The organism is Pantoea sp. IMH (genome assembly GCF_000599885.1).
Taxonomy (GTDB): domain Bacteria; phylum Pseudomonadota; class Gammaproteobacteria; order Enterobacterales; family Enterobacteriaceae; genus Erwinia.
Genome location: NZ_JFGT01000004.1, coordinates 41,217 through 67,523, shown reverse-complemented (window position 1 = coordinate 67,523; position 26,307 = coordinate 41,217). Strand labels below are relative to the sequence as shown.

At 55.5% G+C, this 26,307-nt stretch carries 25 protein-coding genes; 16 read left to right on the top strand and 9 right to left on the bottom strand.

The window, feature by feature from the left end:
• Nucleotides 1–189: 189 nt before the first annotated feature.
• The 9 genes from EA20_RS0106735 to corA all read left to right on the top strand — a co-directional run bounded on the left by EA20_RS0106735 (nt 190) and on the right by corA (nt 9,889).
• Nucleotides 190–2,745: a class I adenylate cyclase gene (locus EA20_RS0106735; protein WP_024966101.1), complete on the top strand. Its 2,556-nt coding sequence runs from the start codon at nt 190–192 to the stop codon at nt 2,743–2,745.
• A gap of 154 nt (nt 2,746–2,899) precedes the next feature.
• A complete protein-coding gene (locus EA20_RS21275; protein ID WP_024966100.1) occupies nt 2,900–3,178 on the top strand; it encodes a lipoprotein in 279 nt (92 codons plus the stop codon).
• A gap of 27 nt (nt 3,179–3,205) precedes the next feature.
• Nucleotides 3,206–4,030, top strand: a complete 825-nt coding sequence (gene dapF / locus EA20_RS0106725) for a diaminopimelate epimerase (RefSeq protein ID WP_024966099.1) — start codon at nt 3,206–3,208, stop codon at nt 4,028–4,030.
• Entirely contained in the window at nt 4,027–4,734 is a 708-nt protein-coding gene (locus EA20_RS0106720) for a DUF484 domain-containing protein (protein WP_024966098.1), read from the top strand. Before dapF ends, EA20_RS0106720 begins: the two co-directional genes overlap by 4 nt.
• Nucleotides 4,731–5,639, top strand: a complete 909-nt coding sequence (xerC, locus tag EA20_RS0106715) for a tyrosine recombinase XerC (protein ID WP_024966097.1) — start codon at nt 4,731–4,733, stop codon at nt 5,637–5,639. The genes EA20_RS0106720 and xerC overlap by 4 nt, the downstream gene beginning before the upstream one ends.
• On the top strand, nt 5,639–6,355 hold the full coding sequence (yigB, locus tag EA20_RS0106710; RefSeq protein ID WP_024966096.1) for a 5-amino-6-(5-phospho-D-ribitylamino)uracil phosphatase YigB: 717 nt from the start codon (nt 5,639–5,641) through the stop codon (nt 6,353–6,355). Before xerC ends, yigB begins: the two co-directional genes overlap by 1 nt.
• A gap of 62 nt (nt 6,356–6,417) precedes the next feature.
• Complete coding sequence (gene uvrD, locus EA20_RS0106705) at nt 6,418–8,580, top strand: DNA helicase II (protein ID WP_024966095.1); 2,163 nt, start codon at nt 6,418–6,420, stop codon at nt 8,578–8,580.
• 156 nt (nt 8,581–8,736) lie between these two features.
• Nucleotides 8,737–8,793: a YsgD/CorL family protein gene (gene ysgD / locus EA20_RS21270; protein WP_369699783.1), complete on the top strand. Its 57-nt coding sequence runs from the start codon at nt 8,737–8,739 to the stop codon at nt 8,791–8,793.
• Between the two features lie 142 nt (nt 8,794–8,935).
• The gene (gene corA, locus EA20_RS0106700; protein ID WP_024966094.1) at nt 8,936–9,889 is read left to right on the top strand and encodes a magnesium/cobalt transporter CorA; all 954 of its coding nucleotides are present in this window, start codon (nt 8,936–8,938) and stop codon (nt 9,887–9,889) included.
• Nucleotides 9,890–9,930: 41 nt separating this feature from the next.
• On the opposite strand, the gene mdtI is transcribed toward corA, so the two are convergent.
• The 4 genes from mdtI to EA20_RS0106680 form a co-directional block, all read right to left on the bottom strand.
• A complete protein-coding gene (gene mdtI, locus EA20_RS0106695; RefSeq protein ID WP_024966093.1) occupies nt 9,931–10,260 on the bottom strand; it encodes a multidrug/spermidine efflux SMR transporter subunit MdtI in 330 nt (109 codons plus the stop codon).
• Nucleotides 10,247–10,597, bottom strand: a complete 351-nt coding sequence (gene mdtJ / locus EA20_RS0106690; protein ID WP_024966092.1) for a multidrug/spermidine efflux SMR transporter subunit MdtJ — start codon at nt 10,595–10,597, stop codon at nt 10,247–10,249. Before mdtJ ends, mdtI begins: the two co-directional genes overlap by 14 nt.
• A gap of 369 nt (nt 10,598–10,966) precedes the next feature.
• Nucleotides 10,967–11,866, bottom strand: a complete 900-nt coding sequence (rarD, locus tag EA20_RS0106685) for an EamA family transporter RarD (protein WP_024966091.1) — start codon at nt 11,864–11,866, stop codon at nt 10,967–10,969.
• 57 nt (nt 11,867–11,923) lie between these two features.
• Entirely contained in the window at nt 11,924–12,397 is a 474-nt protein-coding gene (locus EA20_RS0106680; RefSeq protein ID WP_024966090.1) for a thioesterase family protein, read from the bottom strand.
• 168 nt (nt 12,398–12,565) lie between these two features.
• On the opposite strand from EA20_RS0106680, the gene pldA reads away from it, so the two are divergent.
• The 3 genes from pldA to rhtC are packed head-to-tail and all read left to right on the top strand — an operon-like array spanning nt 12,566 to nt 15,979.
• Nucleotides 12,566–13,444, top strand: coding sequence for a phospholipase A (pldA, locus tag EA20_RS0106675; RefSeq protein WP_024966089.1), 879 nt, complete (start codon nt 12,566–12,568; stop codon nt 13,442–13,444).
• Nucleotides 13,445–13,501: 57 nt separating this feature from the next.
• On the top strand, nt 13,502–15,328 hold the full coding sequence (gene recQ / locus EA20_RS0106670) for an ATP-dependent DNA helicase RecQ (RefSeq protein WP_024966088.1): 1,827 nt from the start codon (nt 13,502–13,504) through the stop codon (nt 15,326–15,328).
• 24 nt (nt 15,329–15,352) lie between these two features.
• Nucleotides 15,353–15,979: a threonine export protein RhtC gene (gene rhtC, locus EA20_RS0106665; RefSeq protein ID WP_024966087.1), complete on the top strand. Its 627-nt coding sequence runs from the start codon at nt 15,353–15,355 to the stop codon at nt 15,977–15,979.
• 23 nt (nt 15,980–16,002) lie between these two features.
• On the opposite strand, the gene rhtB is transcribed toward rhtC, so the two are convergent.
• Complete coding sequence (rhtB, locus tag EA20_RS0106660; RefSeq protein WP_024966086.1) at nt 16,003–16,626, bottom strand: homoserine/homoserine lactone efflux protein; 624 nt, start codon at nt 16,624–16,626, stop codon at nt 16,003–16,005.
• A 99-nt stretch (nt 16,627–16,725) separates the two neighbouring features.
• Between rhtB and pldB the strand changes: the two genes are divergently transcribed.
• Both pldB and yigL read left to right on the top strand, forming a co-directional pair.
• Nucleotides 16,726–17,718 carry a lysophospholipase L2 gene (gene pldB / locus EA20_RS0106655; RefSeq protein WP_024966085.1) on the top strand — a complete coding sequence of 331 codons (993 nt, stop codon included), beginning with the start codon at nt 16,726–16,728 and terminating at the stop codon, nt 17,716–17,718.
• A 72-nt stretch (nt 17,719–17,790) separates the two neighbouring features.
• A complete protein-coding gene (gene yigL / locus EA20_RS0106650) occupies nt 17,791–18,591 on the top strand; it encodes a sugar/pyridoxal phosphate phosphatase YigL (RefSeq protein ID WP_024966084.1) in 801 nt (266 codons plus the stop codon).
• A gap of 101 nt (nt 18,592–18,692) precedes the next feature.
• Here the strand turns inward: yigL and glpQ are convergent, their stop codons facing one another.
• On the bottom strand, nt 18,693–19,751 hold the full coding sequence (gene glpQ / locus EA20_RS0106645; RefSeq protein ID WP_024966083.1) for a glycerophosphodiester phosphodiesterase: 1,059 nt from the start codon (nt 19,749–19,751) through the stop codon (nt 18,693–18,695).
• Nucleotides 19,752–19,769: 18 nt separating this feature from the next.
• On the bottom strand, nt 19,770–21,119 hold the full coding sequence (gene glpT / locus EA20_RS0106640) for a glycerol-3-phosphate transporter (RefSeq protein WP_024966082.1): 1,350 nt from the start codon (nt 21,117–21,119) through the stop codon (nt 19,770–19,772).
• A gap of 375 nt (nt 21,120–21,494) precedes the next feature.
• On the opposite strand from glpT, the gene EA20_RS0106635 reads away from it, so the two are divergent.
• Entirely contained in the window at nt 21,495–22,346 is an 852-nt protein-coding gene (locus EA20_RS0106635; RefSeq protein WP_024966081.1) for a carboxylate/amino acid/amine transporter, read from the top strand.
• Between the two features lie 40 nt (nt 22,347–22,386).
• Here the strand turns inward: EA20_RS0106635 and EA20_RS0106630 are convergent, their stop codons facing one another.
• Both EA20_RS0106630 and metR read right to left on the bottom strand, forming a co-directional pair.
• Nucleotides 22,387–22,863, bottom strand: coding sequence for a DUF1456 family protein (locus tag EA20_RS0106630; RefSeq protein WP_024966080.1), 477 nt, complete (start codon nt 22,861–22,863; stop codon nt 22,387–22,389).
• 94 nt (nt 22,864–22,957) lie between these two features.
• The gene (gene metR / locus EA20_RS0106625; protein WP_024966079.1) at nt 22,958–23,899 is read right to left on the bottom strand and encodes an HTH-type transcriptional regulator MetR; all 942 of its coding nucleotides are present in this window, start codon (nt 23,897–23,899) and stop codon (nt 22,958–22,960) included.
• Nucleotides 23,900–24,033: 134 nt separating this feature from the next.
• On the opposite strand from metR, the gene metE reads away from it, so the two are divergent.
• The gene (metE, locus tag EA20_RS0106620) at nt 24,034–26,304 is read left to right on the top strand and encodes a 5-methyltetrahydropteroyltriglutamate--homocysteine S-methyltransferase (RefSeq protein ID WP_024966078.1); all 2,271 of its coding nucleotides are present in this window, start codon (nt 24,034–24,036) and stop codon (nt 26,302–26,304) included.
• Nucleotides 26,305–26,307: the final 3 nt, after the last annotated feature.

Below are 26,307 nucleotides of genomic sequence, written 5' to 3'. Positions count from 1 at the left end.
GGGTTCTTCGGCCAGGCTGAACGTAAAACGTGCTAAACTGTTCTGTAGCGCAACTTTCTTTACGGTCAATCTGTCTGGTGTTAGATTGATCACGTTTCCAGCAATAATTTGCACGACTATATCTAAACCAAGCGGCAAATTTCGGAAACAGGGTTTTTTGTAAGCACTGGGATAATCAGGCGAGACGTCTTGTACCTCTACATAGAGACACTGAAACAGAGACTGGATGCCATTAACCAGCTGCGCGTCGATCGCGCTCTGGCTGCCATGGGGCCTTCGTTCCAACAGGTCTACAGTCTGCTGCCAACCTTATTACATTATCATCACCCTCTGATGCCGGGTTACCTTGAAGGTAACGTTCCACATGGCATCAGTTTCTACACGCCTGATGAAAGCCAGATTTCCTATCTGGATGATTTAATAGAAAAATCAGGTTCAGAAGCCCGAATCCCCGCTCAGGGAGAGATGCCGATTACCGGCGTTTATTCGATGGGCAGTACTTCTTCTGTCGGGCAGAACAGCACCTCCGATCTGGATATCTGGGTTTGCCACCAATCGTGGCTGGATAATGAAGAGCGCCTGCGCCTGCAGAAAAAATGCACGCTGCTACAAAAATGGTGTGCGTCGATGGGGGTAGAAGTGAGCTTCTTCCTGATCGATGAAAACCGTTTTCGCCATAATGAAAGCGGTAGCCTGGGCGGCGAAGATTGTGGTTCAACTCAGCATATCCTGTTGCTGGATGAGTTTTACCGGACCGCCGTACGCATGGCCGGCAAGCGTATTCTGTGGAATATGGTGCCGGGAGAAGAAGAAGAGCATTACGACGACTACGTTATGTCGCTGTATCAGAAAGGGGTACTGACCCCTAACGAATGGCTCGATCTTGGCGGACTGAATCAGCTCTCTGCCGAAGAATATTTCGGTGCCAGCCTGTGGCAACTCTATAAAAGTATCGACTCACCGTATAAAGCCGTCCTGAAAACCCTGCTGCTTGAAGCCTATTCCTGGGAGTATCCGAACACCCAACTGCTGGCGCGGGATATCAAGCAGCGTTTGCACGATGGGGAAATCGTCTCTTACGGGCTCGACGCCTACTGCATGATGCTGGAAAGAGTGACGCACTATCTCACCAGTATTGATGACACTGCGCGTCTCGATTTGGTTCGCCGCTGCTTCTATCTGAAGGTCTGTGAGAAGCTGTCGGTTGAGGGCGGTAAACCTGGCTGGCGGCGGGAGATCCTCAGTCAGCTGGTGAAAGAGTGGGGCTGGGATGCACAGCGCCTGGCGATCCTTGACAGCCGTGCCGACTGGAAAATCGGTCGCGTGCGCGAGGCGCACAATGAACTGCTGGATGCGATGATGCAAAGCTATCGCAACCTGATCCGCTTCGCCCGGCGCAACAATCTGAGCGTCAGCGCCAGCCCGCAGGATATCGGCGTACTCACCCGTAAGCTTTATGCCGCTTTTGAGGCGCTGCCCGGTAAAGTCACGCTGGTCAATCCGCAGATCTCGCCTGACCTTTCAGAGCCGCATCTGACGTTTATCCATGTGCCAAACGGACGCGCGAACCGTGCCGGCTGGTACCTTTATAATCAGTCACCGGATATGCAGTCCATCATCAGTCATCAGCCGCTGGAATATAACCGCTACCTGAATAAGCTGGTCGCCTGGGCCTGGTTTAACGGACTGCTCACCAGCAAAACGCAGCTGCATATGAAGGGTAACGAGCTTTGCGATTTGGCACGGCTTCAGGAGCTGGTCGCCGATGTTTCGCACCATTTTCCGCTGCGCCTGCCTGCGCCGACCGCGAAAGCGCTCTACAGTCCCTGCGAAATCCGCCATCTGGCGATCATTGTCAATCTTGAATATGACCCGACGGCGGCCTTCCGTAACCAGGTGGTGCATTTTGACTTCCGCAAGCTGGATGTGTTCAGCTTCGGGCAGCAGCAGCAGTGTCTGATCGGCAGTATCGATCTGCTTTACCGCAACTCCTGGAATGAGGTGCGTACGCTGCACTTTAATGGCGAACAGGCGATGATCGAGGCGCTGAAAACTATCCTGGGCAAAATGCATCAGGATGCCGCGCCGCCGGATGCGGTCGAGGTCTTCTGCTACAGCCAGCATCTGCGTGGTCTGATTCGTACCCGCGTTCAGCAACTGGTTTCCGAATGTATCGAGTTACGTCTTTCCAGCACGCGACAGGAACCGGGCCGGTTTAAGGCGGTTCGCGTGGCAGGCCAGACCTGGGGGCTGTTCTTTGAACGCCTGAGCGTATCCGTACAGAAGCTGGAAAATGCGGTCGAGTTCTACGGAGCGATATCAAATAATAAGCTTCACGGTCTTTCTATCAAGGTTGAGACGGATCAGACGCGGCTTCCTGCCGTGGTGAACGGCTACGCCAGTGAAGGGATCATTCAGTTCTTCTTTGAAGATACAAAAGACGATCGCGGGTTTAATATTTACATTCTGGATGAGACAAACCGGGTGGAAATTTATCATCACTGTGAAGGCAGCAAAGAGGAGCTGGTGCGTGATGTGAGCCGCTTTTACTCCTCTTCGCACGATCGTTTCACCTATGGTTCCAGCTTTATCAACTTTAACCTGCCGCAGTTTTACCAGATCGTGCAGGTCGAGGGGCGTTTCCAGGTGATCCCGTTCCGCAGCCAGACGCTGGCGCAGCTCTGCGCCGTGGCGTCGGACAACGATGCCAGCGGCGATTACGCCAAGCGCTACCAGATTCACTGAGGCAGGGTCGGCCGGTTTTCTCCTGAAAAAAGCGAGACTTCCAGGCCGCTGCTGCGCCTTCTCCGGCGGCAGCGCTTTACCTTTTCCTGTTGCTTTTAGCCCTTCACCTGCGATGATAGACGACCAACAGGCACCTATAACGAGCAGAATAAGCATGAACAAACTGATTTGTCGGATGGCGCTGGCGCTGGCCGTGGCCAGCCTGGTGGGTTGTGGGCTGAAAGGGCCGCTCTATTTTCCGCCAGAGAAAAAGCCGGAACAGCAAACTTCCCCTGTGGCGAAGCCAACCCGCGCAGACGCCCAGGCTGAATCAACGACCACCGATGCCTCACAAACGGATACCCAGGCGGCCCCGGCGACCAGCGATGCGCCGTTAAACGACGGACTGGTTCCCTCGGCGACCACCGAAGCGGATGCGCAATCGGCTCAGTAAACAATGACGCACTCGTCGGAGCAGAAAATGCAGTTCTCCAAAATGCACGGTCTGGGCAATGACTTTATGGTGGTCGATGCCGTGACGCAAAACGTCTATTTCTCTCCTGAGTTGATCCGTCGCCTGGCGGATCGCCATCTGGGGATCGGGTTTGATCAGCTCCTGATCGTTGAACCCCCTTACGATCCCGACCTGGATTTCCACTACCGTATTTTCAACGCCGATGGCAGTGAAGTGGCGCAGTGTGGTAATGGCGCCCGCTGCTTTGCCCGCTTTGTGCGGCTTAAAGGACTCACCAATAAAAGCGATATCCGCGTCAGTACGCAAAATGGCCGTATGGTGCTTAGCGTCACGCAGGATGAACAGGTGTGCGTTAATATGGGCGAGCCTGACTTCGAGCCGCAAAAGGTGCCTTTCCGCGCCAACAAAGCTGAAAACCTTTATCTGATGCGTACCGCCGAACAGACGGTGATGTGTGGCGTGGTGTCGATGGGTAATCCCCACTGCGTCCTGCAGGTCGATAGCGTAATCACGGCGCAGGTTGAACTGCTGGGCCCGGTGCTGGAAAGCCATGAGCGTTTTCCGGAACGGGTTAACGTTGGTTTTATGGAAGTTGCCAGCCGTGAGCATATCCGTCTGCGCGTTTACGAACGCGGTGCCGGTGAAACGCAGGCCTGCGGCAGCGGTGCCTGTGCTGCCGTTGCGGTAGGCATTCAACAAGGCCTGCTGGCTGAGAAAGTGCGGGTCGATCTGCCCGGTGGCGCGCTGAACATTGCCTGGAAAGGGCCGGGTCATCCGCTCTATATGACCGGTCCTGCCACTCACGTTTATGACGGATTTATCCATTTATGAAAAATGTCGGGGAACAACAGCCAGCCAGCGATCTCCTGCTGGACGATCGCGCAGTCAGCGATTACCTGCTGCAAAATCCAGACTTCTTTATCCGTAATGCGCGCCAGGTTGAACAGATGCTGGTGCCGCATCCGGTGCGCGGGACCGTTTCCCTGGTGGAATGGCAACTGGCCCGCCAGCGTAACCATATCACTCAGCTGGAAGAAGAAATTACCCTGCTGATGGAACAGGCAAGCGCCAATCAGCAACTGTTTGACCGGCTGCTGAGCCTTCAGGCTCGTCTGGCTTCTGCGCCAAACCTGCATGATATGCTGAACCGGCTGCACCGCTGGGCCAGGGAGCTGGGACTCGCCGGGGCGAACGTGCGGCTGTTCAGTGAAAAATGGCGCATCGGGGCACCTTCCGGTTTTACCCAACTGGCGCTCTCCCGACAGGCCTTTGAACCGGTCCGCATCCAGCGTCTCGGTAAGCAGCATCATTATCTGGGCAGCCTGAACGGCCCTGAACTGCTGCTGCTGCTGCCACAGGCGAAGGCCATCGGCTCGGTCGCGATGTCGCTGATGGGTGAAGAAGGTGAACTCGGTGTGCTGATTTTCAGCAGCCGTGATACTCAGCACTATCAGTCCGGTATGGGAACGGTTTTACTCCAGCACCTGTCTCAGATGCTGCCTGAGTTGCTGCAACGTTGGGTTGAACGCGTATGAGCACCGCGTCGCTTCTGCAAGCAGACGTGGAGGGATTCCTGCGTTATCTGAAGGTTGAGCGCCAGCTCAGCCCGCTAACGCAAATCAATTATCAGCGCCAGCTTGCGGCCTGCATTCCGCTGCTGGAAGAGATGAAACTGACCGGCTGGGATAAGCTGGATGCCGCGCAGGTGCGCTCGCTGGCGGCGCGCAGCCGCCGGGCCGGGCTCAAGCCCGCCAGTCTGGCGCTTCGTCTCTCCGCGCTGCGCAGCTTTCTTGACTGGCAAATTGCCCAGGGACGGCTGAAAGCCAATCCGGCCAAAGGCGTTGCCACACCCAGGGCACCGCGCCATCTGCCGAAGAATATTGATGTCGATGAAGTCAACCGCCTGCTGGAGATCGATGTGAACGATCCGCTGGCCGTGCGCGACCGGGCGATGCTGGAAATCATGTACGGCGCGGGCCTGCGTCTTTCCGAACTGGTTGGCATTGATACCGGCCATCTCGATCTCGCCTCCGGCGAAGTATGGGTGATGGGGAAGGGTAGCAAAGAGCGTCGTCTGCCTGTTGGCCGTACTGCGGTACAGTGGATGGAGCACTGGCTGGAGATGCGGGAGCTGTTTGCGCCGGAAGATAATGCCGTTTTCCTCTCGATGCAGGGAAAACGGATCTCCGCCCGCAATGTGCAAAAACGGTTTGCGGAGTGGGGCGTCAGGCAGGGTATCACCAGTCATATCCATCCCCACAAATTGCGGCATTCGTTTGCCACGCATATGCTGGAATCGAGCGGGGATTTGCGCGCCGTGCAGGAGCTGCTGGGCCACGCCAACCTGACGACCACCCAGATCTATACCCATCTTGACTTCCAACATCTGGCGTCGGTTTACGATGCCGCCCATCCCCGCGCGAAACGAGGCAAATCCTGATGCATTTCTACCGCCCGCTGCGTCCCGTCGCGGCGATGACCTTCGATCTGGACGATACGCTCTACGACAATCATCCCGTCATTCTGCGCACGACGCAGGAATCCCATTCGTTTTTACAGAACTACCATCCAGCCCTCAGCAAGTTCAGTGTTGAGCAATACCAGCAGCTGCGCGACAGTTTGCGCGAGCAGGAGCCGGATATCTATCATGACGTCAGCGAATGGCGGCGACGCGCGGTGGAGCTGGCGATGCTTAACGCCGGCCTGAGCGGGCCGGAAGCGCAGGAAGGGGCAAGCGCTGTGATGGCGAACTTTGCCTCGTGGCGCAGCCAGATCACGGTGCCCGAAGAAACCCACACGACGCTTGCCGCGCTGGCACAGAAGCTGCCGCTGGTGGCAATCACCAACGGTAATGCAGAGCCGCATCTGTTTGGTCTGGATAAGTACTTTCAGTTTGTTCTGCGGGCGGGGCCACACGGACGGGCGAAGCCCTGGCAGGATATGTATCATCTGGCGGCGGAAAAGCTGAATCTGCCGCTCTCCAGCATTCTGCATGTGGGCGATGACCTCACGACGGATGTGGCGGGTGCCGTGCGCTGCGGTATGCAGGCGTGCTGGATTAATCTGCGGGAAGGTAATCTGCTGCATATCCGCGACAGCCGGCTGCTGCCCACGCTGGAAATTTCGCAGTTGGCTTCGCTGACCGCGCTGATATAATAAGCTGGTTAAATATCCAGTGAGCGGTGCGCCGCTTCTTTTCCTCTTTTCTGGCGGTGCCTATGGACGTTTCTGAATTACTGGACGGCTTAAACGATAAACAACGCGAGGCTGTTGCCGCGCCGCGCAGCAATTTGCTGGTGCTGGCGGGAGCGGGCAGCGGCAAAACGCGCGTGCTGGTTCACCGGATCGCCTGGCTGCTGTCCGTCGAAAACTGCTCACCTTACTCGATTATGGCGGTGACCTTTACCAACAAGGCGGCGGCTGAAATGCGCCACCGCATTGAGCAGCTTATCGGCACCAGCCAGGGCGGAATGTGGATCGGCACCTTTCATGGACTGGCACACCGTCTGCTGCGCGCCCACCACCTGGATGCAAATCTGCCGCAGGACTTTCAGATCCTGGACAGCGAAGATCAGATGCGGTTGCTGAAGCGTCTGATCAAAGCGATGAACCTGGACGAGAAGCAGTGGCCCGCCCGGCAGGCGATGTGGTACATCAACGGCAAAAAAGATGAAGGGCTGCGGCCAAAGCATATCGAAAGCTACGGCAATCCGGTTGAACAAACCTGGCTGCGCATTTATCAGGCCTATCAGGAAGCGTGCGATCGCGCCGGCCTGGTCGACTTTGCCGAACTGCTGCTGCGTGCGCATGAGCTGTGGCTCAACAAACCGCATATTCTCAATCACTACCGCGAACGCTTTACCAACATCCTCGTTGACGAGTTCCAGGATACCAACAACATCCAGTACGCCTGGATCCGCATGCTGGCGGGCGATAGCGGTAAAGTAATCATCGTGGGTGATGACGATCAGTCGATTTACGGCTGGCGCGGCGCCCAGGTTGAGAACATCCAGCGGTTTCTCAACGATTTTCACGGTGCACAGACCATCCGTCTTGAGCAGAACTACCGCTCGACCAACAATATTCTGAAGGCAGCCAATGCCCTGATCGCCAACAATAACGGGCGCCTGGGGAAAGAACTCTGGACGGACGGCAGCGATGGCGAGCCGATCGCCATCTATTGTGCGTTCAATGAGCTGGATGAAGCGCGCTTCGTGGTTAACCGCATTAAGGTCTGGATGGAAAACGGCGGCGCGCTGAGCGACTGCGCCATCCTTTACCGCAGTAACGCCCAGTCGCGCGTGCTGGAAGAGGCGCTGCTGCAAACCAGTATGCCTTACCGTATCTACGGTGGGATGCGCTTCTTTGAACGTCAGGAAATCAAAGATGCGCTGGCCTATCTGCGCCTGATTGCTAACCGTAACGACGACGCGGCCTTTGAGCGGGTGGTGAATACGCCTACGCGCGGCATCGGCGATCGTACGCTGGATGTGGTACGCCAGACGGCCCGGGAACGGCAGCTGACCTTATGGCAGAGCACCCGGGCCTTATTGCAGGAGAAAGCGCTGGCGGGCCGCGCGGCATCCGCACTTCAGCGTTTTAGCGAGCTGGTGGATTCCCTCGCGCAGGAAACCAGCGAGCTGCCGCTGCACGTACAGACGGATCGCGTCATCAAGGATTCCGGCCTGTGGCTGATGTATGAGCAGGAAAAGGGCGAAAAAGGCCAGGCGCGCATCGAAAACCTTGAGGAGCTGGTTAACGCAACGCGTCAGTACAGCTATCAGGATGAGGATGAAGATTTGATGCCGCTACAGGCTTTTCTGTCACACGCGGCTTTAGAAGCGGGTGAGGGACAGGCCGATAAATGGCAGGATGCGGTGCAGCTAATGACGATGCATGCGGCTAAGGGCCTGGAGTTTAAGCAGGTGTTCATCGTCGGTATGGAAGAGGGCATGTTTCCAAGCCAGATGTCGCTGGAAGAGGGCGGCAGGCTGGAAGAGGAGCGCCGGCTGGCCTACGTCGGCGTAACGCGCGCGATGCAGAAGCTCACCCTGACTTACGCTGAAACCCGGCGCCTCTATGGCAAAGAAGTTTATCACCGGCCTTCCCGCTTTGTAGGCGAATTACCGGAGGAGTGTGTGGAGGAAGTACGGCTGCGCGCCAGCGTCAGCCGGCCTGTCAGCCACCAGCGTATGGGCACGCCGGTAATGCAAAATGACAGCGGTTTCGCGCTTGGTCAGCGGGTACGTCACGCCAAATTCGGCGAAGGCACCATCGTCAATCTGGAAGGCAGCGGCGATCACAGCCGTTTACAGGTCGCTTTTCAGGGGCAGGGCATCAAATGGCTGGTGGCCGCCTACGCTAAGCTGGAAACGGTATAACGCCACCGGGCAGCCCCGCTGCCCGCGCGTTTCTGTCTGCGGGCTGGCCTGTTCCGCCTGACGCTGGATATTCGCCCCGCTGACCGGGCTACAGGTTGACGCCATTTTCGGCACAGCGTAACATGCGCCCACCATAACCCTGAGAGGACATTCGCCTTGGACACACCCAGTAGATACTGGCTCATTGACCTGGACACCAGGTACAACTCCTAAGGCTATCCTCCTCTGCCGATAGCCTTCGTGGTTGTTGGCGACCCGCCATACTGTCGCTCTGAGTCAGACCCATCGCTGACTGAAACGCTCGTTTCCCGTGTTCAAGCGCAAGTCCCATGTTACTGCAATTGGGAGTACAGCTATGCTGAGCGCATTTAAACTGGATCATTGCCGCTTAACCCGACTTGAGCTGGACGAGCCCGTTGATGAACTTTCCAGCTCGGTCTGGGTGGATCTGATCGAGCCGGAAGAAAATGAACGCGATCGCGTTCAGAATGAACTGGGCCAGAGCCTGGCCACCCGACCCGAACTGGAAGACATTGAGGCCTCGGCGCGTTTTTTTGAAGACGAGGATGGCCTGCATATCCACTCCTTCTTCTTTTATGAGGATGCCGAGGATCACGCGGGCAACTCAACGGTCGCTTTTACTATCCGTGAAGGACGCCTTTACACGCTCCGCGAGCGCGAACTGCCTGCGTTTCGCCTGTACCGCATGCGAGCGCGTAACCAGATTCTGACCGACGGTAACGCCTACGAGCTGCTGCTCGATCTGTTCGAAACTAAAATTGAACAACTGGCGGATGAAATCGAGAATATCTACAGCGATCTGGAAAAGCTGAGCCGGGTCATTATGGAAGGGCATCAGGGCGATGAATTTGATGCGGCGCTCTCCACGCTGGCGGAACTGGAAGATATCGGCTGGAAGGTACGTCTCTGTCTGATGGACACCCAACGCGCACTGAATTTCCTGGTACGTAAAGCCCGTCTGCCTGCCAATCAGCTGGAGCAGGCGCGTGAAATTCTGCGTGATATCGAGTCGCTGTTGCCCCATAACGAATCCCTGTTCCAGAAAGTTAACTTCCTGATGCAGGCGGCGATGGGCTTTATCAATATTGAACAGAACCGCATTATCAAAATCTTCTCGGTGGTGTCCGTGGTCTTCCTGCCACCCACGCTGGTTGCCTCCAGCTACGGGATGAACTTTGAGTTTATGCCTGAATTAAGCTGGAGCTTCGGCTATCCTGCGGCGATAGGCCTGATGATCCTCGCCGGACTGGCACCTTACGCCTACTTTAAGCGTAAGAACTGGCTGTAACCGGTGATGTTAAGAGAGCGTCTGACGACGCTCTCCCTCCATCAGGCAAACTTAATCAGCACCATACCGACCAGCAGCACGGCGATGCCGAGCCAGCCGCGACGGTTCAGACGTTGGCCGAACAAAATCCAGCCCGCCGCCGCGGTAGCCACAATACCGAAACCGCCCCACAACGCATAAGCGACGGAAAGGTCGATCCCTTTGACGGCCTGCGCCAGCGCGCTGAAAGCGGCCAGTACGGCGATAATTGATGAGAGACCGTACAGCGGACGGCGAAAACCGTTAGAGTACTTAAGTAAAATATTGGCAAGGATCTCCAGTACGACCGCCAGCGCCAGCCAGGCGATATGCGTTCCGTTAAGCGGTAGCATGGCTGGCCTCCTTGCCGCTTATCGTTCCGGATTTCATTAACGCGATCCCTGTTACCAGCGTGACGAGACCTGCAACTTTCAGCAGAGATAAAGATTCTTCAAATAAGATCACGCTGAACAGGGTAATAAACAGTATGCCGATGCCTTCCCATATGGCATAGGCCACGCCTAAGGCAATTTTTTTAACGGCGAAACATAATGTGATATAAGAAAAAGCGATCATTGCCAGCATGAAAAAATAGCCTGTGGCGTGATCGTTAAGGCTGGCCCATTTCATTGCCAGCGTGCCGGTAATTTCAAATACTATGGCAAGCGCCAATAATAACCAGTACAGCATAGTGACTCTCCGGAAATTGAGATAATTAAAGGCGTTAATTAACGCGGAAGAAAAATCCGTAGAGAAGACGCTACAGCGCGAAGCGCCAGTGCTGGTCAGAAACAGGGCAGCAGGAAACCGGCCTGAAGGGAAAAGCAGGAAGGATCAGGGAAAAACTGTCCATAGATTTACAACTCATCCACGTTATTGCTTCAGCCTGTGGAGTGAAAATTGTCCTCTGTAGTAAAACACGTGACGATTCTGACATTAATTGGATTGAATAAGCCAAACTCTTTGCACTGATTTACGATGAGTGTATCAGGTTATAGTTATTTTATGGGTTTGTTACTTTTCACCGGGTAATTGTTTCCCGGTGAAAAGTAATAACAGTCAAACCCCGCTGGGCCGTCCACGTTTTAAGGTCATCAGCGCATCGAAAATAAATATCGCCAGTGCAGCCCAGATAAAACTGAAGGTAACCATTTTGTCCGGTGTCAGCGCTTCATCATAAAAAACGACCGCCAGGAGAAACATCAGCGTCGGGCCGAGATACTGGAAAAACCCCACGGTGGAGAGCCGCAGTCGCGTACAGGCAGCGGTAAACAGCATCAGCGGGACGGTCGTTACTACGCCAGCGGCCACCAGCAACAGGTTCAGCGGGAGCGGGTTTTGCGTCAGGTGGCTGGTAGGGCTGTCTGCCACGCCAAAGAGATAGATTGCCGCCACGGGCAGTAGCCAGCTGGTTTCGACCAGCATACCGGTCTGGGCATCCACGCTAATTTTTTTGCGCAGCAGACCGTAAAAGGAAAAGGAAACCGCTAATCCCAGCGCAATGACCGGCACCGAGCCGAATTTCCATAGCTGGATAAGCACGCCGCAGGCCGCAAGGCCCACCGCCAGCCACTGCATCCGGCGAAAGCGTTCTCCCAGGAACAGCATGCCGACCAGCACGTTAAGCAGCGGGTTAATAAAATAACCCAGGCTGGCCTCAAGCAGATGGTGATTATTCACGGACCAGATGAACAGCAGCCAGTTGCCACAAATGACCGTGGCGGAGAGCGCCAGCAGCAGCACTCTCTTCGGCTGCCTGAGCGTCAGTTTAACGTTGTCCCAGTTACGGGTAAGGCTCACCAGCAGCAGCATAAAGAAGAAGGACCAGATAACCCGGTGCGTCATAATTTCGCCGGGGGCTACTTGATCAATCAGCTTGAAATAGGCGGGTGCCACGCCCCAGATAAAGTAGGCGCCCAGAGCATAAAAAACACCCTGTCGCGTTTGTTGCGCATCCATGAAACATAACTCCAGGGCGGACGGACCGCCGTTATAGGGTGAAACGCTGCAGGCAGTTTAGCCAATCAGATAGGTTGCCGTGGCGCTGGCAATATAAACACCGGCATCATTATGGAGCTCTACGCGGGCCACGGCGACTTTGTTTCCGCCGCGTAGCAGACTACTGCTGGCGATGAAGCGCTCGCCGCGGCCAGGACGGAGATAATCCACGCGCAGATCGATCGTGCCCATACGCGACAGGCGCTGGCGCAGTTCCTCCTCGGTGATACTCTCCTGACGGGTCAGGGCGCTGCTGACGCAAACCAGGCCGGCCGCCACGTCCAGCACCGAGGCAATAACGCCACCGTGCAGAATTTTCTGCGCCACGTTGCCGACGAGCTGCGTCTGATGGCTAAAGCTGAGTTCGGCATAATCGGGCTCAAGTCGATCCAGCGTCAGGCCCAGCGCACGGTTGAACGGCATATCGTAAACAAAAATCTCTCCGATCAGGCCGCGGGCGGCTTCCTGATTCAGCGGGACGGCAGCAGTCATGTAGACATCCTTGCAGCAAATGGTGGGAGTACAGCTTATCAGAATGGCTATTTTAAGCGGATGGGAAAGGGCTTTCCACTTTACAAAATCAGCGCTAATCCCCGGCGACATTTGCGTGTAGAATGGCGTGCTTTTTACACACATTGCGTTTTTATCCAGGAGAAGTTTATGTCTATGCTGAAAGGGTTGCTTGCTGCAGCAATCCTGTTTCCTTCGTTAGTGCTGGCACAGGAAGCCACGGTTAAGGAAGTTCATGACCGCCCTGCCGTTCGCGGTAGCATTATCGCTAACCTGCTGGAAAAGCATGACAATCCTTTCGTCCTTTTTCCTTATGAAAGCAACTATTTACTTTATTCCGTTACCAGCAATATTAATCAAAGCGCTCTCGAATCCTACAGCTGGGCGGACAATGTAAAACGTGATGAGGTGAAGTTTCAGCTCAGCCTGGCGTTTCCACTCTGGCGCGGCATTTTAGGTGATAACTCGGTGCTGGCAGCTTCTTATACTCAGGGGTCCTGGTGGCAGCTCTCTAACCGGGCTGAGTCATCTCCCTTCCGGGAAACCAACTATGAGCCACAGGTGTTTCTGGGCTGGGCGACCGATTACTCGTTCGCTGGCTGGACGCTGCGTGATGTTGAGGTGGGACTGAATCACCAGTCAAATGGGCGTTCCGATCCGACTTCCCGCAGCTGGAACCGCGTCTATGCCCGTCTGATGGCGCAAAACGGCAACTGGATGGTGGAAGCTAAGCCCTGGTTCCGCATCGCGGAAAGCGAAAATAATGATGATAACCCGGATATCACTAAGTACATGGGGTATTATCGCCTGACGGTCGGCTATCAGTGGGGCGAAAGCATTTTCAGCGTGAAGGGCCGCTATAACTGGAATACCGGTTACGGCAGCGCCGAAATGGGCTGGAGCTACCCTATCACCGAGCATGTTCGTTTCTACACCCAGGTATTCAGCGGCTACGGTGAATCCCTGATCGATTACGATCACCGCCAGACGCGTCTTGGCGTCGGCGTGACGCTGAACGACCTGTTTTAATGTTACCGGCGTGGGCTGCTTTCCTGCGGCCCGCCCACCATCAGATTTGAGGAATATGTGTCTACGGCTCCAGTCATAAATCAGGAAGCGCTGGCGGAACAGGTTCTGCAAGAAACCTTCGGCTACCAGCAGTTCCGTCCGGGGCAGCAAACCATCATTCAGGCTTCGCTGAAAGGGCGGGACTGTCTTGTCGTCATGCCAACCGGCGGCGGTAAATCCCTGTGTTATCAGGTCCCGGCCCTGGTCAGGGAAGGGCTGACGCTGGTCGTTTCGCCGCTGATTTCACTGATGAAAGATCAGGTCGATCAGCTCCTGGCTAACGGTGTGGCGGCAGGCTGCCTTAACTCCTCCCAGACACGGGAAGAGCAGCAGGAAGTGATGGCCGGCTGCCGTACCGGACGCATCAGGCTGCTCTATATCGCCCCTGAACGGCTGATGATGGACAACTTCCTCGAAAATCTGCTGCACTGGAACCCGGCGATGCTGGCAGTGGATGAAGCACACTGTATCTCTCAGTGGGGCCATGATTTCCGTCCGGAATATGGTGCGCTCGGGCAGCTCCGGCAGCGTCTGCCCGACGTGCCGGTGATGGCGCTGACCGCGACCGCCGATGAAACCACGCGTAACGATATCGTGCGTCTGTTGCAGATGAGCGATCCGCTGATTCAGGTCAGCAGCTTTGACCGCCCTAATATTCGCTATACGCTGGTGGAAAAATTCAAACCTACCGAGCAGCTTATTCGCTATGTGCAGGATCAGCGTGGCAAATGCGGCATCATCTACTGCAACAGCCGGGCGAAGGTGGAAGATACCGCCGCGCGGCTGCAAAGTAAGGGACTCAGCGTGGGGGCTTACCATGCCGGGATGGATAATGCCCATCGCGGCCAGGTGCAGGAGGCTTTCCAGCGCGACGATCTGCAAATCGTGGTGGCGACGGTTGCGTTTGGCATGGGCATTAACAAGCCCAACGTCCGCTTTGTGGTGCACTTCGATATCCCCCGCAATATTGAATCTTACTATCAGGAAACGGGGCGTGCCGGACGTGACGGCCTGCCTGCTGAAGCCCTGATGCTTTACGATCCGGCTGATATGGCCTGGCTGCGCCGCTGCCTTGAAGAGAAAGCGCCGGGGCCGCTACAGGACATTGAGCGTCACAAGCTGAACGCGATGGGCGCCTTTGCGGAGGCGCAGACCTGCCGGCGTCTGGTGCTGCTTAACTATTTTGGTGAAGGACGCCAGCAGCCCTGCGGCAACTGCGATATCTGTCTGGATCCGCCGCGTCGCTACGACGGACTGGTTGAGGCACAAAAGGCGCTGTCGAGTATTTACCGGGTCGGCCAGCGCTTTGGTATGGGCTATATCGTTGAGGTGCTGCGCGGCGCCAATAATCAGCGCATACGTGACATGCAGCACGACAAGCTGCCGGTCTATGGTATCGGGCGCGACCAAACCCACGAACACTGGATTAGCGTTCTGCGCCAGCTCATTCACCTGGGCCTGGTCACGCAGAATATCGCCATGCATTCAGCGCTACAGCTGACCGAGGCTGCCCGGCCTGTGCTGCGTGGTGAAGCGTCACTGATGCTGGCCGTGCCGCGGATGGTCAGCGTCAAACCCCGCAGCGCAGGACAAAAGTCGTTCGGCGGCAATTACGATCGCAAGCTGTTTGCCAAGCTGCGTAAGTTGCGCAAAGCTATCGCCGATGAAGAGAATATTCCGCCTTACGTGGTATTTAACGATGCAACCCTGATTGAAATGGCGGAGCAGATGCCGGTGACAGCCTCAGAAATGCTGAGCGTAAACGGCGTGGGGCAACGTAAGCTGGAACGCTTTGGCAAACCCTTCCTGATGATGATCAAAGCGCATATTGATGGTGAAGAGTAACGCTTACTTTTAAGGATCAAAACGATGCTGATATTGTTTCTGACGGTTGCGCTGGTGCACTTTATTGCGCTGATGAGTCCCGGACCCGATTTCTTTTTTGTTTCGCAGACGGCGGCCAGCCGTTCCCGCAAAGAAGCGATGTATGGCGTACTGGGCATTACGCTCGGGATCGTTATCTGGGCCGGCGTGGCGCTGATGGGGCTGCATCTGATCCTGCAAAAAATGGCCTGGCTGCATCAGATTATTATGGTTGGCGGGGGCCTCTATCTGCTGTGGATGGGCTGGCAGATGCTGCGTTCAGCGCGTCGCCAGCATTTGCAGCCGTCAGGGCAAACGGAAGAGCAGGGGTTACTGCCGGGAAACCGTCGCAGCTTCCTGAGAGGTTTCCTTACCAACCTTTCCAACCCTAAGGCCGTTATCTACTTTGGCAGCGTCTTTTCGCTGTTCGTCGGCGATGACGTCGGCGCGGGAGAACGCTGGGGACTGTTTCTGCTGATCGTGGCGGAAACCTTTATCTGGTTCAGCCTTGTCGCCAGCATTTTCGCCCTTCCGGTGATGCGTCGCGGCTACCAGCGTCTGGCAAAATGGATCGACGGCGTGGCTGGTGTCCTGTTTGCCGGCTTTGGTATCCATCTGATTCTGTCACGCTGATATCACCGCGTTGCCCGTCATTTTCAGGCGATGCGGCGGGCTGACGCCAGCAGGGCGCCAACGGCAATAAACATCGCGCCAAAGATCCTGTTAAGCAGCTTCATCTGCCGTGGCCCTTTAATCCAGACGGCGATGCGCGTGGCCAGCGTGGCATAGCCGATCATTACAATGATATCGACCACGACGGTGGTCACGCCCAGAACCAGATACTGCATCGCCTGTGGCTGATGAGGAAGGATAAATTGGGGAAACAGCGCCGCCAGGAACACAATACTTTTTGGGTTGGTCAGGTTGACCAGCACCGCCCGCCTGAAGAGTTTCCGTCGCGGCATTGCCATCGCCACCGCCTGAAGATCCAGCGCACCGCCTGAGCGCCATTGCTGAATACCCAGCCAGATCAGGTAGGCGGCACCTGCCCATTTCAGCACCTCAAACGCCATTACGGACTGCGAAAAGATCGCCCCCAGACCAATGCCGACCAGCATGATATGCAGCGAAAGCCCAACCTGAAGCCCGGCAATGGAGGCGGCAGCGCCGCGATAGCCGTGGCTGATGCCGGTGCTCATGGTATTAATGGCGCCGGAGCCGGGAGAAAGGCTGAGAATGCAGGTCGTAAAAAGGTAGGCCAGCCACCATTCGATGGTCATGGGTAAGGCTCCCTGAGAAGGCAGAAGTATGACACAATACGTTATTGTTGAACGTGGCGCTACGGGATCTCCCTGCGCCGCCAGGAGGAGCAAAAGCCGATGAAAAAGCATAAAAGCGGCTGGCCAACGCGGGAAAAGGCGTTTGCGGCTTTTGCTACCGGCCCGCTGCTGGATTTCTGGCAGCAGCGTGAAGAAAACGAGTTTGTGGGGGCGGAAAATGTCACTATCCGCTACGTCCGCTTTGTCTCTCCACAGCACGATAAAGTCATTCTGCTCTGCCCCGGACGCATCGAAAGTTATGTGAAATATCCCGAGCTGGCTTACGATCTTTATCACTGTGGCTATGATGTGGTGATTATCGATCATCGGGGTCAGGGGCGGTCCGGCAGGCTGCTGCAGGATTCCCACCGCGGGCATGTCGAAGCGTTCGATCACTATGTTGCGGATCTCGAAACGCTTTATCAGAAAGAGATTACTGCTTCTCACTATCGTCACCGTTATGCGCTGGCCCATTCGATGGGTGCGGCCATCCTGACGTTGATGCTGGTCCGGCAGCCGGGGGCGTTTGACGCCGTCGCGCTGGCGTCGCCCATGTTTGGCATTTTCCTGCCGATGCCGCTCTGGATGGCGCACCGCATTCTGGAATGGGCGGAAAAACGGCCCGCCCTGCGCGATGGCTATGCCCTCGGCACGGGCAGATGGCAGGCCCGGCCGTTCGGGATTAATGTGTTAACACACAGCCGCGAACGCTATCGCCGTAATCTGCGCTTTTACGCTGACGAACCCGGTTTACGGGTTGGCGGACCGACCTATCACTGGGTTCGTGAAGGCGTTCAGGCTGGCGTCAGCATCGTCAGCCAGGCAAAAAATGTTTCAACACCGCTGCTGCTGTTGCAGGCCGGTGAAGATAAGGTGGTGGATAACCGTGCCCAGGATCTGTTTTGCCAGGCCATGACCGCCGCGGGTCAGCCCTGTGAAGGCGGAAAACCCTATGTTATCGCTGGCGCGCGTCATGAGATCTTATTTGAAAAAGACAGTATGCGGGCCGAAGCGCTGGATGCCATTGTGGATTTTTTCTCACGGCATCCCTGATTTGCATCACTCAGACTTAGCTTATCAGCGGGCGGCGTAAGCCAGCCCGACAACAGATTAACCAGAGGTTTTATGTACCCTATTGTTGCTTCCGATCTTGATGGCACCCTGCTGTCGCCCGACCATCGTTTATCGCCCTTTGCGCGGGAAACGCTACAGTTGCTCACGCAAAAAGGCGTGCATTTCATCTTCGCAACCGGACGTCATTACATTGATGTGGCACAGATGCGCGACAGCCTGGGCATTGACGCCTTTATGATTACTTCAAATGGCGCACGTGTGCATAACACGGCGGGTGAACTGGTATTCAGCCACAATCTGGATGAAGATATCGCGCATGAGCTGTTTGCGCTGCATCACGATCATGAAGACATCTTCACGAATATTTACCGGGATGAAGAGTGGTTCCTCAATCGTCACCGTCCTGAAGAGATGGATTTCTTCCGTGAATCTGACTTCAACTATCAGATCTATCAGCCTGGCGCGTTGCCGACTGACGGCATCAGTAAAGTCTTTTTCACCTGCGGCAAACCGGAGCTGTTGATCCCGCTGGAAGAGGCGCTGGTGGCCCGCTGGGGCGATCGGGTTAACGTCAGTTTCTCTCTGCCGGGCTGTCTTGAAGTGATGGCGGGCGGCGTGTCGAAAGGCCATGCGCTGGATGCCGTCTCCCGCACGCTGGGCTATTCGCTGAAAGAGTGCATCTCTTTTGGCGACGGGATGAATGATAAAGAGATGCTGAGCATGGCGGGTAAGGGCTGCATCATGAGCAATTCGCATCAGCGCCTGAAAGATTTGCTGCCGGAGCTGGAAGTGATAGGTAGCAATGCTGATAACGCGGTCCCGGCCTATTTACGTAAGCTGTATAACGTCTGACCAGCGACATCCCCGCCCGTGACCCAAGAGCGGGGGAGTTGCAGAGAATGAAAAGCGGCCGCGCATTTTGTCGCTAACGATCTGCGCGGCTGGCTTTTCGTTTAGTGCAGCTGGCGCTGTAAAAAACGCACGCCTTTATCCGGGAAGTCGGTAAACACGCCATCCACTCCCGCCTGGTTATAGAGAACATCAAACAGACCGTCGACATTGCCGGCCCAGTCCGGTAGCTGATCTGCACGTACGGTGTAAGGATGCACCACCAGTTTGTTTTGATGTGCTTCCTCTACCATTTTCGTCAGATGAATGGCCTGTTTCGTTGAGCCTTCCGCCACCAGCATATGGTAGTCCGGCCCGATCCCATCGGCATAGCGTGCGATAGTTTTCATCGCGCCAGGTTCAAACATCCAGTCATAGCTGTAGTTGACCCATGTGCCGTTTTTCTGCTCCTGCGTTTCTTCCCAGTCGGTATAGGCCACTAACTGCACCAGCTTGAGGTTCATGTCACGGCTGGGTTCCAGCTCGGTTTTTATCCGCTTCACTTCATTGTAATCAAAGCATTGCAGATAAACGTTGTCGCTTTTACTGCTGTAGCCGTACTGCTTAAGCACATTGAGCACCTGTGCAGAGATATCTTTCCCTTCCTTACGGTGGAACCAGGGCGCTTTAATCTCGGTATAAAGCCCAATATCCCTGCCGGTAGAGTGGTTCAGTCCCTGAATAAACTCAATCTCCTCCTCAAAGGTGTGGATGCGAAAGTCGGATTTCTCCATCGGGAAACGACCAGGGAAAGTTTGTACTTTTTTTCCGTTGCTGAGCGTAAAGCCTTCGGTAAATTTCAGCCCTTTGATTTCAGCCAGCGTAAAGTCGATCGCATAATAGCGGCCATCTTTACGCGCACGCGTCGGGTAGCGTGTTGCCACGTCCGTGACGCGATCGAGATAATGGTCATGAAGGACAATCAGACGATCGTCTTTGGTCATCACCAAATCCTGCTCCAGAAAATCAGCGCCCTGCGCATAAGCCATCGCCTTCGCCGAAAGAGTGTGTTCCGGCAGATAACCACTGGCACCGCGATGGGCGATAACCAGTTTTTCCTGGGCGATCTGCGCCCAGCAGGCGCTGCTTAATAACAGCAGCGCGACACCTGTTTTTACTCTCATATCCTGTTCCTTCTGCCATTACTCATGACGAGCGAGCTGCTGTTTATGCTTTTTCTCACTGAGCATGGTCAGCAGCAGCAGGATAACGGCCATTACGCTGCCGCCCACCATAATGATGAAACCGCCGTCCCAGCCGAAGTAATCAACGGTATAGCCGACGATGGCGCTGGCCGCGACGGAACCACCCAGATAACCGAACAGTCCGGTAAACCCGGCGGCGGTACCCGCTGCTTTTTTCGGTGCCAGCTCAAGAGCATGTAACCCGATCAACATGACAGGACCATAAATCAGGAACCCGATAACGATCATACAGGCCATATCCACGCCGGGATTACCGGGCGGGTTCAGCCAGTAGACGACGGTGGCAATGGTCACCAGCACCATAAAGAAGACGCCGGTCGCACCACGGTTACCTTTGAACACCTTATCGGACATCCAGCCGCACAGCAGCGTGCCGGGGATACCGGCGTACTCATAAAGGAAATAGGCCCAGGAGGATTTATCCAGGGTGAAGTGTTTGACCTCTCTCAGATAGGTTGGCGACCAGTCAAGAATGCCGTAGCGCAGCAGGTAAACAAAGACGTTCGCCAGCGCGATGTACCACAGAAGCTTATTTGGCAACACATACTGCATAAAGATCTGTTTAGCGGTCAGCTCTTCTTCATGTTTTTCATCGTAATCGGGCGGGTAGTCATTTTTATACTCTTCGATCGGTGGCAGCCCGCAGGATTGTGGGGTATCACGCATCAGCGCGAAGGCGAACAGCGCTACGATAATCGCGCCAAAGGCGGGCATATAAAGCGCGGATTTCCAGTCGCTGAACCAGGCCATACCCAGCAGAAACAGCAGCGGAGGCAATCCGCCACCGACGTTATGCGCGCAGTTCCAGACGGAAACGACGCCACCACGCTCTTTCTGTGACCACCAGTGAACCATCGTACGTCCACAGGGCGGCCAGCCCATTCCCTGAAACCAGCCGCAGATAAACAGCAGCCCGAACATCACCATGATGCTGGAGGTTGCCCAGGGCACAAAGCCCATAAACAGCATGACGGAAGCGGCGAGAATCAGCCCGGCGGGAAGGAAAACGCGCGGATTAGAACGATCGGAAACGGAACCCATAATAAATTTTGAGAAGCCGTAAGCGATGGAAATACCGGAAAGCGCGAAGCCCAGATCGCCTCGTGAGAATCCCTGTTCAACCAGGTAAGGCATCGCCAGCGCAAAGTTCTTACGGACCAGATAATAGGCCGCGTAACCAAAAAAGATCCCCAGAAAAATTTGCCAGCGTAGTTTGCGATAAAGCGGATCGATCTGTTTCTCATCGACACGCGCTTTATGTGCGGCTGGCTTAAAAATACTAATCATATCGCCTCCAGTGGCACGATTTTTTTGCAGTTTTACGCCCATGGGCGCCCAGTGAACGAGACAGAACAAAGGGTGAGACTTATGTTCATTTTCGCGCACAGAATAGGCGAAAACGCGCAGGCGAACCGTGAAGGACAACACAAATGTTACAGTTTTATGACAATAAAACACGTCAAATGCATATTTGTAACGTCGGTAAAGTGAGGGGGACACTTTCATAACGGCGCAATTGCGTAAACGAAACGTCTTTCGTTTTTGCGCACATATGCGCATTAAGTGGTGTGTTTTTATTAAGCAGATGTCAACGAAATACTTTCCTGCTCTTTGCGCTGTTTCGCTACACTGTTCGCCCTTTTCACTACCGAGTTTTCTATTGTGACGTTATTGATTGTCACCACCGTTTTATGGGCTTTTTCCTTCAGCCTGATTGGGGAATATCTCGCCGGGCAGGTGGACAGCGTTTTTTCCGTACTGATGCGGCTGCTGCTGGCCACCGCCGTTTTCCTGCCTTTCCTGCGCTGGCGCGGGTATCAGGCCTCTACAATATTGCTCTATATGGCCGTCGGCGCGTTACAGCTGGGGGTGATGTATTTATTGAGCTTTGAGGCTTATCTCTATCTCAGCGTGTCGGAATTTTTGCTGTTTACGGTGATGACGCCGCTCTATATCACGCTGATCTACGATCTGCTCAAAGGGAAAGGTGTGCGTCCCGGCTATGCGCTCAGTGCGCTGCTGGCCGTTGCGGGCGCGGCCATCATTCGCTACGACAAAGTGAGTGAAAGTTTCTGGACCGGGCTGTTGCTGGTGCAGCTGGCCAACCTCTGCTTCGCCGTCGGTATGGTGGGCTATAAGCGCCTTCAGGAAACCCGGCCAATGCCGCAGCATACTGCCTTCTCCTGGTTTTATCTGGGCGCGGCCATCATTGCGGTCATCGCCTGGATGATGTGGGGAAATCCGGAGAAGTTGCCGACAACGTCGCTCCAATGGGGCATTCTGATTTGGTTGGGCGTGGTGGCCTCAGGGCTGGGCTATTTTATGTGGAACTACGGCGCTACCCAAGTGGATGCGGGTACGCTGGGCATTATGAACAATATGCATGTGCCTGCGGGTCTGCTGGTGAACCTGGCCATCTGGCAGGAACAGCCGCACTGGCCGAGTTTTATTATTGGCGCAACGGTGATTTTTGCATCGCTGTGGGTGCATAAGAAATGGATTGCCGGCAGGTAGAACTGCAGCGAGAGGGCCGGACAGACCGGCCCGGCCAGGATCAAGCTTTGGCTTTGACGGGGCGAATCTTTTGCGTCAGGCCTTTCAGGAAGTTACGCAGGATCTGGTCGCCGCATTCACGGTAGTTTTTATGGCCCGGCTTGCGGAAAATGGCGCCGATTTCCGACTGGCCTACGGCAAAATCGGCCAGCTTCAGGATCTCAAGAATGTCGGTCGTTTTCAGGTCGAACGCCACGCGAAGCTTCTTCATGATGATGTTGTTTGTCATCTTGCGCTCAATGGAAGGCGCAGGCGCGTCTTCACTTTTCCCACGGCGCTGAAAAATCAGGCCATTCAGAAAATAGCCCATCACAACATCAGGACAGGCACGAAAGCCCGGCTCATCATCTTTTTTCAGGAAGCTGTTCACTTCCGCTTCGGTTACTTCACTTTCTGCCAGCGCAAGGATACTTACCATCTGTGCATCGCTCAGGTTGAGCATGTAGCGCACGCTGCGCAGAACGTCGTTATTTGTCATAGTTTCTCATCAGGAATAAAAGCCATTACGCGCATTATAAAGATAAACGATCGCAGAAACAGGAAAACTCGCCGACATTAATGCGGATAACGGTTTATGCCTGGCCAATCGATGCCGGTAAAGGCGTACCGGGTACGGAAGCATCCCTGACCCTTGGCAGGTGATCGCAGGCGTGCTGGCGGGCCGAGCGAATAAAGGCTTCAACCACCGGCTGGCGCTGTTCACCATCGCGGACGGCGGCATACAGGCGGCTCCATAATCCTTCCCCCAGCGTTTTAGTCACCACTAATCCCTGATGTTCGAAGCTCTCCACTACCCAGTGCGGCAGTGCGGCGATCCCCATGCCGGCAGAAACCATCTGAATCAGCAGCAGCGTATTATCGACGCTTTTCAGCGCCGGGCTGACGCCCGCAGGCTGTAAGAAATGGCGCCAGATGTCGAGACGCTGCCGCTGGACGGGATAAATCATCAGCACCTCCTGCGCCAGGTCTTCCGGCGTAATGCGATCAACCCGCGCCAGCGGATGATCCGGTGCCAGCACCAGGCGCACTTCAAAATCAAACATTGGCGAGTAGAAAAGGCCGCTGCGGGGAAGAATATCGGAGGTAAGCACGACATCCAGCTCGCCCTGCTGAAGTGCGGGCTGCGGATCGAAAGTGACACCAGATTTAAAATCCATCACCACCTGCGGCCAGCTTTGACGGAAGTTGTTCAGGGCGGGCGTCAGCCACTGGATGCAGCTATGACACTCAATAGCGATGCGCAGCGTCGTCTGATGAGGTTCGTGGCATGCCTGTAGCGCCTGCTGTATCTGCGGCAGGATCTGCTCAGCCAGCTGTAACAGGATCTCTCCCTGCGGCGTGAAGCGCAGCGGCTGGGTCTTACGCACGAAGAGACGGAAGCCCAGCCGCTGCTCCAGATCGCTGAACTGGTGGGATAACGCCGATTGCGTTTGATGGAGCTGCGCTGCGGCGGCAGCCAGTGAACCGGTATTCCGCAGCGCCTGTAGCGTCCGCAGGTGTTTGAGTTCGATCATGAGAGTCCTTCACATCGACAATGAACAATTTGCGCTTGTGATGTCTACAGTACCTGCTGATTATAGATGTGTAAACATCTGGACGTCTAAAAGCCCGAAGCAGCGAGAGCGGGCATCACTTGAGGAAAGTACTGATGACCATTTTGAACCATACACTCGGATTTCCCCGCGTTGGCCTGCGCCGCGAACTGAAAAAAGCGCAGGAGAGCTACTGGGCGGGTAACAGCACTCAGGAAGAATTGCTGGCAGTCGGACGTGAGCTGCGTGCCCGCCACTGGCAGCAGCAAAAGCAGGCTGGCGTGGATCTGCTGCCCGTAGGCGACTTTGCCTGGTACGATCACGTACTGACCACCAGCCTGCTGCTGGGCAACGTACCTGCCCGCCATCAAAACAAAGATGGCTCTGTCGATCTGGATACGTTATTCCGTCTGGGTCGTGGCCGTGCGCCGACCGGCGAGCCTGCAGCAGCGGCCGAGATGACCAAATGGTTCAATACCAACTATCACTACATGGTGCCGGAGTTTACCCAGGGCCAGCAGTTTACGCTGAGCTGGACACAGATCCTGGATGAGGTGGACGAAGCGCTGGCGCTTGGTCATAAAGTGAAGCCGGTGTTGCTCGGCCCGGTAACTTATCTCTGGCTGGGCAAAGTAAAAGGCGAGCAGTTCGACCGCCTGAGCCTGTTAAATGACATTCTGCCGGTTTATCAGCAGGTGCTGGCCGAACTGGCGAAGCGCGGCATCGAATGGGTACAGATTGACGAGCCGGCGCTGGTGCTGGAGCTGCCCCAAGCGTGGCTGAATGCGTTCAAACCCGCTTATGACGCGCTGCAGGGATCAACTAAGTTGCTGCTGACGACCTATTTTGAACGCGTCAGCACCAATCTGGAAACCATCCGTACCCTTCCTGTGCAGGGTTTGCATGTCGATCTGGTACACGGTAAGGATGATATTGCCGAACTGAATGAGAAAATACCTGCTGACTGGCTGCTCTCTGTCGGCGTGATTAATGGCCGTAACGTCTGGCGGGCCGATCTCAGCAGCTGGTTTGAGCGTCTGCAGCCATTAGCCGGTAAACGCCAGCAGCTGTGGATTGGGACGTCATGTTCGCTGCTGCACAGCCCGATCGATCTGAGTACCGAAACGCGTCTGGATGAGGAAGTGAAAAGCTGGTTCGCCTTCGCGCTGCAAAAATGTGAAGAACTGGCGCTGCTGAGCCGTGCGCTGAATCATAACGATCCGCAGTCGCTCGAAGCCTGGAGCGCGCCAATCCGTGCCCGCCGTCAGTCCGCGCGTGTCCATAATCCTGCGGTTGGCAAACGTCTCGCGGGCATTACCGCCCGGGAGAGCCAGCGCGCCAGCAGCTACCAAAGTCGGGCAGAAGCCCAGCGTAAACGCTTCCAGCTTCCCGCCTGGCCAACGACCACTATTGGCTCTTTCCCACAAACGACGGAAATTCGCGGCCTGCGTCTGGATTTCAAACAGGGCCGCCTGGACCGCAACCATTACCGTACCGGCATCGCGGAACATATCAGGCAGGCGATTGTGGAGCAGGAACGTCTGGGCCTCGACGTTCTGGTACACGGCGAAGCCGAGCGTAATGACATGGTGGAATATTTTGGTGAAAACCTGGATGGTTTCGCCTTTACGCAGAACGGCTGGGTACAGAGCTATGGATCGCGCTGCGTGAAGCCGCCGGTGATAATTGGTGATATCAGCCGTCCGGAACCGATCACCGTCGAATGGGCGAAATATGCGCAGTCGCTGACCAACAAGCCGGTAAAAGGCATGCTGACCGGGCCGGTCACAATTTTATGCTGGTCGTTCCCACGTGAAGATGTTTCGCGGGAAACCATCGCCAGACAAATCGCCCTGGCGCTGCGTGACGAGGTGGAGGATCTGGAGAAAGCGGGCATTGGCATCATTCAGATTGATGAGCCCGCGCTGCGCGAAGGGTTGCCGCTGCGTCAGTCTGACTGGGCTGCCTATCTGGAATGGGCCGTGGATGCCTTCCGTCTGAATGCCGCCGTGGCGAAGGACGATACCCAAATCCATACCCACATGTGCTACTGCGAATTTAACGACATTATGGATGCTATCGCTGCGCTGGATGCGGATGTGATCACCATCGAAACGTCACGCTCTGATATGGAACTGCTGGAGTCGTTTGAAGAATTTGACTATCCAAATGAGATTGGTCCGGGCGTTTACGATATTCACTCGCCGAACGTGCCCAGCGTGGAATGGATGGAAGCGCTGCTGCGCAAAGCCGCAAAACGTATCCCGACTGAACGCCTGTGGGTCAATCCGGATTGTGGACTGAAAACGCGCGGCTGGACGGAAACGCGGGAAGCGCTGACGAATATGGTGAAAGCGGCGCAAAACCTGCGTAAAGCCGGAGCCTGATAT

What these genes read in the sequence shown, in the direction of transcription:
- rarD (WP_024966091.1), bottom strand. Translation starts at nt 11,866, where the DNA reads ATGGATGCGCAACAAACGCGACAGGGTGTTTTTTATGCTCTGGGCGCC.
- mdtI (WP_024966093.1), bottom strand. Translation starts at nt 10,260, where the DNA reads ATGCTACCGCTTAACGGAACGCATATCGCCTGGCTGGCGCTGGCGGTC.
- glpQ (WP_024966083.1), bottom strand. Translation starts at nt 19,751, where the DNA reads ATGAGAGTAAAAACAGGTGTCGCGCTGCTGTTATTAAGCAGCGCCTGC.
- yigB (WP_024966096.1), top strand. Translation starts at nt 5,639, where the DNA reads ATGCATTTCTACCGCCCGCTGCGTCCCGTCGCGGCGATGACCTTCGAT.
- EA20_RS21275 (WP_024966100.1), top strand. Translation starts at nt 2,900, where the DNA reads ATGAACAAACTGATTTGTCGGATGGCGCTGGCGCTGGCCGTGGCCAGC.
- metE (WP_024966078.1), top strand. Translation starts at nt 24,034, where the DNA reads ATGACCATTTTGAACCATACACTCGGATTTCCCCGCGTTGGCCTGCGC.
- EA20_RS0106630 (WP_024966080.1), bottom strand. Translation starts at nt 22,863, where the DNA reads ATGACAAATAACGACGTTCTGCGCAGCGTGCGCTACATGCTCAACCTG.
- pldA (WP_024966089.1), top strand. Translation starts at nt 12,566, where the DNA reads ATGTCTATGCTGAAAGGGTTGCTTGCTGCAGCAATCCTGTTTCCTTCG.
- EA20_RS0106720 (WP_024966098.1), top strand. Translation starts at nt 4,027, where the DNA reads ATGAAAAATGTCGGGGAACAACAGCCAGCCAGCGATCTCCTGCTGGAC.
- pldB (WP_024966085.1), top strand. Translation starts at nt 16,726, where the DNA reads ATGAAAAAGCATAAAAGCGGCTGGCCAACGCGGGAAAAGGCGTTTGCG.
- dapF (WP_024966099.1), top strand. Translation starts at nt 3,206, where the DNA reads ATGCAGTTCTCCAAAATGCACGGTCTGGGCAATGACTTTATGGTGGTC.
- EA20_RS0106680 (WP_024966090.1), bottom strand. Translation starts at nt 12,397, where the DNA reads ATGACTGCTGCCGTCCCGCTGAATCAGGAAGCCGCCCGCGGCCTGATC.
- xerC (WP_024966097.1), top strand. Translation starts at nt 4,731, where the DNA reads ATGAGCACCGCGTCGCTTCTGCAAGCAGACGTGGAGGGATTCCTGCGT.
- corA (WP_024966094.1), top strand. Translation starts at nt 8,936, where the DNA reads ATGCTGAGCGCATTTAAACTGGATCATTGCCGCTTAACCCGACTTGAG.
- rhtB (WP_024966086.1), bottom strand. Translation starts at nt 16,626, where the DNA reads ATGACCATCGAATGGTGGCTGGCCTACCTTTTTACGACCTGCATTCTC.
- rhtC (WP_024966087.1), top strand. Translation starts at nt 15,353, where the DNA reads ATGCTGATATTGTTTCTGACGGTTGCGCTGGTGCACTTTATTGCGCTG.
- uvrD (WP_024966095.1), top strand. Translation starts at nt 6,418, where the DNA reads ATGGACGTTTCTGAATTACTGGACGGCTTAAACGATAAACAACGCGAG.
- metR (WP_024966079.1), bottom strand. Translation starts at nt 23,899, where the DNA reads ATGATCGAACTCAAACACCTGCGGACGCTACAGGCGCTGCGGAATACC.
- glpT (WP_024966082.1), bottom strand. Translation starts at nt 21,119, where the DNA reads ATGATTAGTATTTTTAAGCCAGCCGCACATAAAGCGCGTGTCGATGAG.
- mdtJ (WP_024966092.1), bottom strand. Translation starts at nt 10,597, where the DNA reads ATGCTGTACTGGTTATTATTGGCGCTTGCCATAGTATTTGAAATTACC.
- yigL (WP_024966084.1), top strand. Translation starts at nt 17,791, where the DNA reads ATGTACCCTATTGTTGCTTCCGATCTTGATGGCACCCTGCTGTCGCCC.